This window comes from Borrelia sp. A-FGy1 (assembly GCF_014084025.1).
Classification (GTDB): Bacteria; Spirochaetota; Spirochaetia; order Borreliales; family Borreliaceae; genus Borrelia.
Window position 1 is genome coordinate 865,305 of sequence record NZ_CP043682.1, and the last position, 12,871, is coordinate 878,175.

Annotated in this window: 12 protein-coding genes; 11 read left to right on the plus strand and 1 reads right to left on the minus strand. The window is 26.5% G+C overall.

The annotated features are described in order from the left end of the window. The first annotated feature begins 3 nt into the window (after positions 1-3). From tgt to F0310_RS04040, 3 genes are read left to right on the plus strand one after another with little or no spacing between them, the layout of a single operon-like run. The gene (gene tgt / locus F0310_RS04030; protein WP_182117643.1) at positions 4-1,131 is read left to right on the plus strand and encodes a tRNA guanosine(34) transglycosylase Tgt; all 1,128 of its coding nucleotides are present in this window, start codon (positions 4-6) and stop codon (positions 1,129-1,131) included. Further along, a complete protein-coding gene (gene murJ / locus F0310_RS04035) occupies positions 1,124-2,644 on the plus strand; it encodes a murein biosynthesis integral membrane protein MurJ (RefSeq protein ID WP_182117644.1) in 1,521 nt (506 codons plus the stop codon). The genes tgt and murJ overlap by 8 nt, the downstream gene beginning before the upstream one ends. Further along, entirely contained in the window at positions 2,641-4,071 is a 1,431-nt protein-coding gene (locus tag F0310_RS04040) for a HEAT repeat domain-containing protein (RefSeq protein ID WP_182117645.1), read from the plus strand. The genes murJ and F0310_RS04040 overlap by 4 nt, the downstream gene beginning before the upstream one ends. Here the strand turns inward: F0310_RS04040 and coaBC are convergent. Further along, a complete protein-coding gene (gene coaBC, locus F0310_RS04045; RefSeq protein WP_182117646.1) occupies positions 4,068-5,243 on the minus strand; it encodes a bifunctional phosphopantothenoylcysteine decarboxylase/phosphopantothenate--cysteine ligase CoaBC in 1,176 nt (391 codons plus the stop codon). The genes F0310_RS04040 and coaBC overlap by 4 nt on opposite strands. A 243-nt stretch (positions 5,244-5,486) precedes the next feature. On the opposite strand from coaBC, the gene panF reads away from it, so the two are divergent. From panF to miaA, 8 genes are read left to right on the plus strand one after another with little or no spacing between them, the layout of a single operon-like run. Beyond that, positions 5,487-6,905: a sodium/pantothenate symporter gene (gene panF, locus F0310_RS04055; protein ID WP_182117648.1), complete on the plus strand. Its 1,419-nt coding sequence runs from the start codon at positions 5,487-5,489 to the stop codon at positions 6,903-6,905. Between the two features lie 4 nt (positions 6,906-6,909). After that, positions 6,910-7,860 carry a pseudouridine synthase family protein gene (locus F0310_RS04060; protein ID WP_182117649.1) on the plus strand — a complete coding sequence of 317 codons (951 nt, stop codon included), beginning with the start codon at positions 6,910-6,912 and terminating at the stop codon, positions 7,858-7,860. A gap of 7 nt (positions 7,861-7,867) precedes the next feature. Further along, the gene (locus F0310_RS04065) at positions 7,868-8,782 is read left to right on the plus strand and encodes a hypothetical protein (RefSeq protein WP_476577995.1); all 915 of its coding nucleotides are present in this window, start codon (positions 7,868-7,870) and stop codon (positions 8,780-8,782) included. Then, the gene (gene murC / locus F0310_RS04070; protein WP_182117651.1) at positions 8,772-10,178 is read left to right on the plus strand and encodes a UDP-N-acetylmuramate--L-alanine ligase; all 1,407 of its coding nucleotides are present in this window, start codon (positions 8,772-8,774) and stop codon (positions 10,176-10,178) included. The genes F0310_RS04065 and murC overlap by 11 nt, the downstream gene beginning before the upstream one ends. A gap of 11 nt (positions 10,179-10,189) precedes the next feature. Further along, the gene (locus tag F0310_RS04075) at positions 10,190-11,056 is read left to right on the plus strand and encodes a YicC/YloC family endoribonuclease (protein ID WP_182117652.1); all 867 of its coding nucleotides are present in this window, start codon (positions 10,190-10,192) and stop codon (positions 11,054-11,056) included. Beyond that, a complete protein-coding gene (cmk, locus tag F0310_RS04080; RefSeq protein WP_182117653.1) occupies positions 11,053-11,592 on the plus strand; it encodes a (d)CMP kinase in 540 nt (179 codons plus the stop codon). The genes F0310_RS04075 and cmk overlap by 4 nt, the downstream gene beginning before the upstream one ends. Positions 11,593-11,616: 24 nt before the next feature. Further along, the gene (locus F0310_RS04085) at positions 11,617-11,817 is read left to right on the plus strand and encodes a DNA-directed RNA polymerase subunit omega (protein WP_182117654.1); all 201 of its coding nucleotides are present in this window, start codon (positions 11,617-11,619) and stop codon (positions 11,815-11,817) included. Next, a complete protein-coding gene (miaA, locus tag F0310_RS04090; protein ID WP_182117655.1) occupies positions 11,804-12,706 on the plus strand; it encodes a tRNA (adenosine(37)-N6)-dimethylallyltransferase MiaA in 903 nt (300 codons plus the stop codon). The genes F0310_RS04085 and miaA overlap by 14 nt, the downstream gene beginning before the upstream one ends. The last annotated feature ends 165 nt before the right edge of the window (positions 12,707-12,871 follow it).

Genomic DNA, 12,871 nt, shown 5'->3' on the forward strand with positions numbered 1-12,871 from the left:
TTTATGTTTAATATTACTAAAAATGATAATAGCTCTAATGCTAGACTTGGAATTCTTAATCTTCCTCATGGGGAGGTAAATACCCCTTGTTTTATGCCTGTTGGGACTTTGGGTGTAATGAAAGCTTTAAAGCATGATGTTCTTGAAAAGATAGGATGTAATTTAATGCTTGCAAATACTTATCATCTTTATTTAAGACCTGGAATTGCTACAATCAAGAAATATGGAAGTTTGCATAAATTTACAACTTGGAATAAAAATTTTTTAACAGATTCTGGTGGATTTCAAGTTTTTTCTTTAGCTAAACTTCGAAAAATTGAGACTGAGGGTTTGCATTTTCAATCTCATATTGATGGTTCTAGGCATTATTTTACACCTGAGAGTGTATTTAAGATGCAAGAAACTTTTGAAAGTGATATCATTATGGCACTTGATATTTGTAGTTCTTATGGTATTGATTACAGTAAGGCAAATTTGTATACAAATATTACAACTTTATGGGCTCGTCGCACATATAATGCTTATAAGAATAGAAAAGAAGGGTATGATGGTCTTTTATTTTTAATAACACAGGGTAATTTTTTTAAAGACTTAAGAAAAAAGAGCACAGAAGAAATTTTAGAATTAAATAGTCCGGGTATTGCAATAGGTGGAATTTCTGTTGGAGAGCCAAGAGATAAATATTTAGAAATTCTTGAATATAATTCTTTCTTAATACCTAAAGATAAGCCAAAGTATGTAATGGGTATTGGCACACCTCAATATATATTGGATGCAATATATTATGGCATTGATATTTTTGATTGTGTAAATCCTGCAAGAATTGCTAGACATGGTTCCCTTTTAACTGATAATGGGATATTGAGAATTAAGAGATTCGAATTTAGTAATGATGATTCTCCTATTGAAAAAAATTGCGTGTGTACTTTATGTAAGAGATATTCAAGAGGATATTTAAAACATTTAATAAAATCAAAAGAAACTCTTGGAATAATGTTGGCTAGTGAACATAATATACATTATATGTTTAGGCTTATTGATAAAGCTAGAAATGCAATTATAAATGATGAATTTGCAAGATTCAGAAAAATTTATTTAAAAAAATATAATGAAGGTAATTTTTATGAATAAAGATATTTTGTCAACCATCATCGTTATGATTTCTATATTCTTATCAAGAATAATGGGCTTTGTGAAAATAAAAATATTTTCTTACTATTTTGGTGCAAACCTTGAAGCAGATATTTTTAATTATGTTTTCAATATTCCGAATAATTTGAGAAAGATTCTTTCAGAAGGGGCAATGACTTCGGCTTTTATTCCTGAATTTACTCATGAGAGAAATAAATCTAATAAGCATGCTATTTCTTTTTTTAGAAGTGTTGCTACTTTTAATATTATAAGTGTTAGTTTTATTATTTTAATTATGATTATTTTTTCAAGACAGATTATATATTTTGTATCTTCCTACAGAAGTAGTGATTTAGAGTTATCTAGTTATATGTTTAATTACTTAATAATCTATATATTGCTTATAAGCTTGACATCAATATTTGCTGCAGTTCTGAATTCATATAGAGTTTTTTTCGTTCCATCTGTATCTCCTGTTATATTCTCTCTTAGTATTATATTGAATATATTGTTGTTTTATGAAAAATATGGAATATATAGTGCCATTGTTGGAGTGCTTATTGGTGGTATATTTCAATTTTTAGTACATTTAATAAGTTGTATTTTTATTGGATTTACATATGTACCAGTTTTTAGCTTTAGTAATTTTGCATTTTTGAGATTTTTGAAAAGTTGGTCGCATATGATTTTGTCGGCTTTACTTTCTATAACTACTCAGCAAATTTCATTTGCTTTAGCATCAACACTAGAGGTTGGAAGTGTTTCTGTTTTGAGTAATGCAATTTTTTATTATCAACTTCCTGTTGGCATTTTTTATGTCTCTATTTCCACAGTTATTTTTCCTAAAATGACAAAATATGCTTCTTTGGGAAATAGGAAAAAGTTAAATGATATTTTAAATCAGGGAATAGAGATTTTGATTTTGCTTTTAGTTCCTATATCATTTTTAATGTATATATGGGCTAGACCTATTTTAAACTTACTGCTTACAGGAGGTAAATTTTCAATATATGACACGGAGAGAACAGTTAGTGTGTTGCAGTATTTTTTAGTTGGATTAACATTTTCTTCTATTTTTGGATTTTTTCAGAAATATTGTTTTTCTATTCGTGATTCAAAAACTCCTTTTTACTTTAATCTTCTTTTTTCTTTTATTGATATTTTTATATCAGTTTTTGGTATTGGCTTTTTTAAGGTAGATATTTTGCCTATTGCACAATCAATTTCTTTTATTATTTGTGTGATTATTTTTTATTTTGTTGGGTTAAAGAGTGGCATAAGGCTTGAAATTGCTAAGTCTGCTGTGGCTTTTGTAAAGGCAGGTGTTTCTCTTGTTCCTTTGTATTTAGTTTATATGGCTTTTAAAGATTTTAAGTGGAATATGGGATTTAGTTTTAATAATTTTTATTTATTAATTTTAGCAGGCACGATTAGTTTTTTTGTTTTAGTGGTATGCTATTATTTGCTTGGAATTAATAAGTTTTTAAAATTTGTTAATAGGGAGATTGTATGAAGTGTTTATTATTTATTCTTATATTTTTTATTGCGCTTAATATTTTTGCTGTTAAAGCTCCAGTGTTGCCAACAGATCCTTTAGATCCTAATTCACCTGAGTTTGATATTGATGCTACTGAAAATATAGGAAGTATGTTTGGCAATAGTTATGCTAGAGGTTCTAGCACTAAAGATATTAACTTATATGTTAATCAAGTACGTAATACTATTTCTTATGGACTTGATAATCAAGTGATTGAGATTGTCAAGAGTCTTAAGAGATCTAGAGATGGCGAATATAATTCTTTACTTGAGAAGAGACTACATAAGACTTTTAATATTGAACTTAAAGGAGCTATTCTTGATTTATTTTTATCTCTTAAGTACGGTGGTGGCATTGATGTTGCTAATTCTATTCTTGATACTTATGAAAGTAAAAGATATCCTAATAGTTTAATTAATAGAGCGATTTTATATCTTAAAGAACTTGGCAACAAGGATGATTTAAAGAGAGTTCTTATTGATATTCTTGAGAATAAGGAAGGAAATATTGTGGCTACAGCTGCCTATTATCTTGGTGAAATTTCTGCTATTGAATATTCAAAAAATATGATTGATATTTATGATAAATATAGTGGAAATGATATGGTTAGAGCTGCAATACTTGTTGCTCTTGGCAAATCTAATGCTTTTGAATATGGGAATAAAATTTATGAGATTTCTATGGATAATTATGAAAATCCAACAATTAAAGCTTCTGCAATAAAAGCATTGTCATATCTTGCACCTGAAAAAATAACAGAAAATGTCGAATTTTATCTTCAAAATAATAATAATAATTCTAATATTAAGTTTGCCATTATTGAAGCACTTTCAAGAGATGTATCTTTGAAATCAAAAGAAGTTTTACAAGATTTTTTGAGAGATTCTGATGAAACACTTAGAATTAGAGCCGTTAATGCTATTAAAGGACATGGTGATATTTCTGCAAGAGAAGCTTTAGTATATAAGGTTAAGAGTGATCCTTCTTTTAAGGTTAGAGAAGCATCTGGTAAGGCTTTAGTTGATATGGGATCTGGTTATGAAGATATAAAAAACATAATAATAGAGCCTACTGTTGAAAATAATTTTAAATTTACTATGTTTAATTATCTTTTAGATAAAAATGTGGACTTTGCATTTTTAATTGCGTTAGAACTTTTAAAAAAAGAAAACATTAATAAACCTTCAAAACTTTTATCAGATATTGCTGTGCTTCTTGCGGCTAGAAAGGGTAATTTTGATGATTTTTATTCTAAGATTATTAATAGCAAAAATATCGACTTAAGGAATCTTGCAATTAAGGGAGCTGTTTATAATAAGTCTTCTGCATTAGAAAATAGACTTAAAGAGATAAAGAGGATAACAACTTCAGAATATTTAAAAAAGCTATTAAAAAATTATTAATATAAGATTTTTAAAATCTCTTTTGCTATTTCTTTTTTTGACATTTCGGGAAATTTTTGAATATTATTTTTTTTGTCTATTATATAAATTTTATTTAAGTTTGATCCGAAATATTTTAAATCGTTTGCAATAATATAATCTAAATTTTTAGTTTTAAGTTTTTCTTTAGCTTCATATAATAGCTTTTCAGACTCTTGGGCGCAAAATCCAATAATAATTTGGTTTTTAATTTTATTTTTACCTATATATTTTATTATATCTGGATTTTTTATGAACTTAATATTAAGATTTTCAAATTCATTTTTTTTTATTTTGTTTGTATAAATTTTTTCAGGCCTAAAATCGGCAACAGCAGCCGTTCCAATAATTATATCGAAATCTTTATATATTTTTGTTGTTTGTTCATACATTTCTTTTGCTGCTTTTACTTTAATAATATTTATTCCATCAGGTATTCTTTCATTGCTAGGTCCTGTAATGATCGTTACATTAGCCCCTAGATTTTTTGCTTCAATTCCTAAATTAAAACCCATTTTCCCTGTTGATTTATTTGAAAAGTAGCGAATTGGGTCTAATATTTCTTCGGTTCTAGAAGCTGTTATTAGTATTTTTTTGTGTTGTAATGGCAATTTTGCTTTTAATTCGTTTAATATTATTTTTAGAATATCATTTTCATTTCTAAGGCGTCCAATGGCATTTAAAGAACATGCTAAATATCCTTCATCAGGTTCAATGAATTTATAATTATATTTTTTTAATTTTTGAATATTTTCTTTTAAGATAGGATTTTCATACATTATATTATTCATTGCTACTGCAAAATAAGTGGGAGCAGTACTTGCAGATATTGTTGTACTTAAAGCATCATCGGCAATGCCTGTTGCTATTTTGGAAATAATATTGTAGGTAGCTGGTATAATTAATATTAGATCTGCCCATTTAGCTAGATTAATATGTGATATTTTTTCATGTCTTGTATTCCATAGGCTGTAAACTACTCTATTTTTCGAAACAGTTTCTAGTGTAAGTGGAGTAATGAATTTAGTTGCATTTCTTGTCATTATGACTTTAACATTATGTTTCATCTTGATTAGGCTTGAGATAATATAGACTGATTTATATGCTGCAATACCACCGCAGACTCCTATTAGTATGTTTTTTTTTGTATTCATGTTGACTTCACACATATATTATATAATTGTATCTAATATTTTAAATAGGATTTTATATGAGAAATAAAGTATTTTTTTCAAGTTTAATATATTTATTTCTGTTTCTTTGGTGGATTTTGTCATTTTATTTTTCTATCTTTTCTATTGTAGTATTTAATATTCCTATTTGGTTTTTGTTATCATGTATCTTTTTCCCTATTTTAAGTTTTTTATTTGTTTGTATTTTTGTGTATTTTTTAAAGGATGATTAGAGGTTTTTTTTTACTTTTTATCTTTTTAACTCTATATTGTGTTTTTAATATTTATTCTAAGAGAAAAAAAGAAGGAATTTTATTTATTCGTAGTTATTTTCTTGCAAATCAAGGAATAAATTTTTTTGTAATGGCGCTAGTTATTGCTTCTAGTTATATTAGCGCTAGTAGTTTTATTTCAGGACCTTCAGCTGTTTATAAGTATGGAATGCCTTTTATCTTTTTAGCAGTTATTCAAATTCCTACTAGTATGATTGCATTTATTATTGTTGGGGAGAGGTTGAATGCAGAATCTAAAAAAATTAATGCAATAAATATTATTGACTATATTAGGCATAGATACTTTAGTAATTCTTTGGCACTTTTTAGTAGTTTTGTAATAATTTTTTTTTCTTTATTCTTAATTTCAGCTCAACTTATGGGAGGAGCTAAACTTTTAGAGGGGGTTTTTAAAGTTGATTATCATGATTCTCTTATTTTTTTCTCTTTGTTTATTTTTTTATATGTTTGTATAGGAGGATTTAAGATATTGTCTTATATGGATTTAATTCAAGGAATTTTAATGATTGTAGCTTCTGTCTTTCTGTTTTTGAGATTAGTTGATTTGGGAGGAGGAATTGATAATATCTTTAAGAAGGCAATTTTGAATCTTGATAGTAATTTACTCTTACCATCAAATTCAGATTTAAATATTGGATATATAATTTCTTTTTGGATATTGATAGGAGTTGGAATGTTAGGGTTTCCACAATTTGTTAATAACTTTATAGCATTCAAAGATAAGAGAGTTATTAGATTAGCTCTTCCTATTGCTACTTTTGTAATAGGATTTTTGGTTATTGTCATGCATTTAGTAGGTTTTTTTTCTCTTGTTATTTTTCCTAATTTTGAACCAAATGATAAAGTTATTGTGTACATAGCCTTGGAAGCATTAAGTCCTGGCGTTTTTCTTTTATTTTTTATAGGACTTTTATCGTCAATAATGTCTACAATAGATTCAAGCTTTCTTTTAATGATATCAATTTGGATAAAGGTAATATTGGAGTTAAAGAAAGATATAGGAGATAAGGTTGGAATTAATGTAATTACTATGATTTCTAATATTTGTTTTATCTTAATAATAATTTTATTTTCTTTAAATCCACCTGATTTTTTGCTTTTTATAAATATTTTTGCGATCGGAGCTTTGGAAGTTGCATTTTTTTCTATTATTATTTTTGGACTCTATTTTAAATATGTAAGCAAAATATCAGCTTTTGTTTCTCAGTTTTTTGGGCTTTTAAGTTATTTAACTATAATTTTTTATGAAATTGATATTTATTCTTGTCATCCTGTTGTTCCTTCTATTTTTATTTCTGTTTTTTCATTTTTGATAGTGAATTTTACATGTAGACAATGTAGTAAAATTTAATAGTATGATATCTTTAAATGCTAACAAGTATAGTATTATTAATGTACTTAAGAATGATGATGGGAAGAGATTAGATTCAGTATTAATAAAGTTTTTAAGGTTTCCTAAATCTAAAATAATGAAACACATTAGGAATGGAGATATTTTTTTAAATAAAACAAAGGTTCCTTTTTATTATAGAGTTTCTCAAGGTGATGAAATTTATTTATATAAGTCTTTGATGAATGTAAATTTTAACTTTAAAATAAGCAAGATAAAGGAGAATGAAATAGCAAGAGATGTTAGGGGAATGATAGTTTATGAGGATGAAGATTTACTTGTAATTAATAAACAGAGAGGAATTTTAGTTCATGGGGATAATTCACTTGATTCTTTAGTTAATTCTTATCTTTTAAATAAAAATCTTAAGTCTCTTAGTTTTAAGCCTTCAGCTGTGCATAGACTTGATAGAAATACTTCTGGACTTGTTATTTTTGCAAAAAATATAGATTCTGCAAGGATTTTAAGTAGGGCGTTTAGTAGTGGTATTGTTACTAAAAAGTATATAGCTTTACTAGAAGGTGAGATTAAAAACCCTGTGACTTATATAAATTTTTTGTATAGAGATAAAATTTCAAGAAAAACTTTTATACTTGAGGATACAAATAAATTTAATTCCATAACTTATGTTAAGCCAATATTAATTTCTGAATTTTATACTCTTGCTGAGATTTCAATAGAAACAGGGTTTACACATCAGATAAGGGCACAATGTGCTTTTAATAAACATGCTTTAGTTAACGATAAGAAATATCATTCTAAGTTTAAAAAATCTAATTACTTTTTACATTCTTTTTTGGTAAAATTTAGAGAGTCGTTATTTTTAAGAAATGAATTTTTTGTTGAACCTAGTTTAGATTTTTTAAAACAGATAAGTAATATTTTTGGTGAATATGATCTTAAAGAATTTATTTAGTAAATTCATGTTTAATAATATTTTAAATACTATTAAAGATATTTCAGTTGCTATTAAGCATAAATTTGTTAGGACTAAGGTTTATGTTTTGGTAGGTGCAGCTGGTACTGGGAAAAGTTTTAGATCTCACTTAATAGCAGATAAATATGCTATTCCTTTAATAATAGATGATGGTGTTTTAATAAAAAATATGAGAATTATTGCAGGTACTTCTGCTAAATTTGAGGATAATGTGTTTGATGCAATAAGGCGTTCTGTTTTTGAGGATGATATTCATAGGAATGAAATTATTGAAGCTCTTCGTAAGGAAGATTTCAGTAAAATACTGATATTAGGAACAAGCCTTCGTATGATAGATAAAATAGTAAGTAGACTTTTTTTGCCTAACCCTTTCAAGATTATTTACATAACAGATATTTCTACTAGTCAGGAGATGGAAAAGGCTAGAATTTCAAGGCAAATGGGGGAACATGTAGTGCCAGCAGCAGCTTTTGAAATAACTTCTATAAAGCCAAATTTATTATTAGATTCAATTCGAGTTTTTTTTAAAAGTAAATGGTTTTTTTCTAAGAAAAAAAATTATATTCGTTCTATTGTAAAACCTCATTTTCATGGGGAAGGAGTTTTGTCTGTTTCTAAAAGTGCCGTACGGCAAATTATTGAGCATTGTGTATCTGAATATAACAAAGATTATATTGTTTATGATTTAAAGATTAAGAAAAATAAAGGTAGTTATTCTTTTAAGCTTTTCTTAGATATTCCACTTGGGAATAACTTGCTTGATAATGCAGAAATGCTTAGGAATTATATTATGGCTAATGTATTAAAATATACTGTAATCAATATGTCTACTATTGATGTTATCATACATAAATTTTATGAAAATAAAAATGATTTGGAAGAAAAGAAAGATGAATCTTGATTTTTCTAATTTAAATAGATTTTTTTTTGTAGGGATTAAAGGTTCTGGTCTTTGTTCTCTTGCTTGTTTTTTGAAATTTAAAGGATATTTGGTAGAAGGAGTTGATGTTCCTTTTGAATTTTATACTGATAATCTTCTTGATAGAAATCATATAACTTATTATGAGAATATTTATGATTTTTCATTAAAGGAACATGATAAGTCATATGATATTTTGATATATTCACCGGCATATGATAAAGATAAACTGCTTGTTTTACAAGAGGCTTATGAGCTTAAAATTCCTGTGCTATCTTATCCTGAATTTCTTGGTGGAATATCAAAAAAATATTATAGCATTGGGGTTGCAGGGTCTCATGGAAAGACAACTACAGCGACATTTTTAAGCATATTGTTTTATAAATTGGGTCTTGGTCCTAATTCGATACTTGGAGGAAGTGTCAAGGATTTTGGAGGTAAATCTAGTCTTGTTGGAAGTAGTAACATATTTATTGCAGAGACCTGTGAATATAGAAATCATTTTTTGCATTTTTATCCTGATATTATTGTTTTAACTAATATTGATTACGAACATGTTGATTTTTTTGCAAATTATAAAGCAGTTGAATCTGTTTTCTTAAAATATATTAATAATTTAAAGCATAATGGAATATTAATCATAAATTCTGATGAATCTAATTTGGTTAAACTTAAAGATAGTATTATAAGAAAAGATATTAAAATTTTTAGTTTTAGTATTAATTCTTTGTCTGATTTTAAAGTTGAAAATCTTGAAGTAATAGATGATTTTCTAAGATTTGATTTTTTAGGAATTTCTGATATTAGATTAAGAACTCCTTTGTTTCATAATGTTTATAATTTTGTATCTGCTCTTTTGGCTTTAAAATTAACTTTAGAAAAAGAAGGGAAGTTGATTACTAACTTTGACGATAAAATAAAGATAATAGCTAGAGAATATAAGGGAATAAAAAGAAGAATAGAATTTATTAGAGAAAAAGATGGAGTGATATATCTTGATGATTATGCGCATCATCCAAAGGAGATTGAAAATACACTTTTAGGAATTAAGAGTTTTTACAAAGGTAGGCGTGTTATTTTAGATTTTATGCCTCATACATATACGAGAACAAAAATTCTTTTTAGTGATTTTGTTAAAGCTTTAAGTAGTGTTGATATATTAATTTTACATAATATATCTCTCTCTGTTAGAGAAAATTTTGATCCCGATGAGCTTTCTAATAAGTTATTTTTGGCTCTTAAAGATTTAAATTCGAATGTTTATTTTTTTAAAGAAATATTTGATTCTGTTGATTTTATAAAGAATTTATTAAAAAAGAATGATTTGTTTATTACAATGGGGGCTGGAAATAATTTTATTTTACATGATTTTTTATAAAGGTAGTTTTAATGAAAAGCATGACTGGATTTTTTCATTTGGAAAAAATTATTGAAAATTATATGTTTAGTGTTAATTTAAAATCTTATAATGGTAAATTTTTAGAGTTTAAGTTTAGATTACCTGAAGTTTTATATGCGTATGAATATGAAATAAGGAATCTTATTGCAAGATATATTAGTAGAGGCAATGTTTTTTTGACTGTGGGATATAAAGAAATAGTTCCAAGTATTGATTTTACTTTAAATCCTAACTATATTGAGGCTATGATTCGTCTTAGAGATAGTTTGCTTCATAGTAATTTAAAGATTAAGGATGAAGTGAGCCTTGGTGATTTTTTATCTTTAAAAGGGGCTTTAATTTTTGATGAGGGCGTTGAAAATCAAGGAATGATTTATAGTTATTTTAAGATTGTATTGGAAGAAGTTTTGCTTCATTATGATAAGAGTAGAATTTTTGAAGGAGAACATACAAAAAAAGATATCATTTCAACTCTTGCTTTAATACAGGATGATTTAAACTTTTTAAAAAGATCTCAGAACAACATAAATGATAGACTTTTTTTAACTCTAAAGGAAAATTTATTAAAATTAATAGATGATTTTAGTGATGTCAATATTGCAGAGGAAGCTGCTAAAATGTCAATTCGACTAGATATTAATGAGGAGATAGTTAGGCTATATTCACATATAGATAACTTTTATAAAAACCTTGAAAGTAAGATATGTGGAAAAGTTTTGGAATTTATTTCTCAGGAAATGCACAGAGAAATTACAACAATGAGTAATAAATCAATTGATCTTGATATTAGAAATTTAGTTTTGAATATGAAGCTAAATTTGGAAAAAATAAGAGAGCAGGTAAGGAATATTGAATGAGAATAGCTGTTTCTAGTAAGAGCGGTTGTGGAAATACAACTATTAGTAAAATGTTAGCAAAATATTATAGTTTAAAACTTATTAATTATACTTTTCATGATATAGCTAGAGAAAAACAAATACCTTTTGATTTATTTTATAAAAATGAAATTATTGGTAGAAATGATTATTATTGGGATAAATATCTTGATAATAAGTTATTGGAATTTTCTAGAGAGGATGATACAGTTCTCGCTTCTCGTCTTGCAATTTGGCTTTCAAAAAATGCAGATTTAAAAATATATCTTTATGCTAAACTAGAAGTTAGAGCAGAGAGAATTATCAGTAGAGAAGGTGGGATGTATTCTAGTATTCTAAACAATACTTTTAATAGGGATTCTAATGATTCAAAGAGATATTTGTCTGCTTATAATATAGATGTTGACAACTATATGGATGTAGCTGATTTAATAATTGATACAACGGATAGGACAGCAAATAGAGTTTTTGAATTGATAAAAGATGAAATAGAGAAGAGGAATTTAATTATAAAATAAAATGAATAAAGTAAGGAGTTTTAGGTGATGAAGATACCTTTGAAAAAAATACAAGATTTTAATGGTAATTATTACGAGCTTGTTACAGCGGTCATAAAGCGAACAGAGCAAATTATTGCTGAAATTTCTTTAGCAGACCATGCTATTTCTGATGAAAAAGTAGTGGGGCAAGCTTTTAATGATATTTTAGCCGGTAAATTTATATATTCAATTGAAGAGAGATAAGATTGTTTTTATATTTGGACCTACGGCTGTAGGTAAAAGTGATATTTTATTTAATTTTCCTCAAAATATAGCTGAAGTGATTAATGTTGACTCTATTCAAGTTTATAAGGAGTTTGACATTGCTTCTTGTAAACCTAGCATGCAATTAAGAAGCCATATAAAACATCATTTAGTAGATTTTTTAGAGCCGACTAAGGAGTATACTCTTGGGATCTTTTATAAAAATGCATTAAAAATAATAAATGATTTAAAGGATCAATTTAAACTTCCTATATTTGTAGGTGGATCTGCATTTTATTTTAAACATTTACAATATGGTTTACCTAGTATTCCAGCCATTTCTGATGAAGTAAGACTTTATGTAGATAATCTTTTAAAGATTAATGGGAAAGATTATTTGCTAAATAAACTTAAAAGTGTAGACCTTAAAAGGTATGAGAAAATAAGTAAAAATGATATTTATAGGATTAAAAGATCTCTTGAGGTTTACTATCAAACAGGTATTCCAATTAGTCAATTTTTGGGAAAAGGAAAAGGGCTTGAAAATGTTTTGCTTATTGGATTAAATAGATCTTTTGAGGAGATTAAGTCTAGGATAATAGATAGAGTTAAAAATATGATTAAGTGTGGGTTACTTGAGGAAATTAAAGGTTTATTGGAAAAGGGATATAATGAGACAACTCCTGCTTTTAAGGGTATAGGTTATCGTGAGTTTTTATTATGGAAAAGTAGACCTTATTACATATTAGATGATATAATAGATTTGATAAATAGTAATTCATTTTTATATGTAAAAAGACAAATGACTTTTTTTAGTAAGATTCCTAATGTTTTATGGTTCCATCCTGAAGATGATTTAGAGAACATTTTGAATTTAATTTTTGATTAATAAGGAGATATGAGGACGTGCCTTGTGGAAGAAAAAGAAAACTAAAGAAAATATCTACACATAAAAGAAAGAAGAAAAGAAGAAAGAATAGACACAAGAAGAAGAATAAATAAATTGAGGTTTTATTTAGTTTATTAGTAGTTTATCTAGTTAGCATTTGGATTA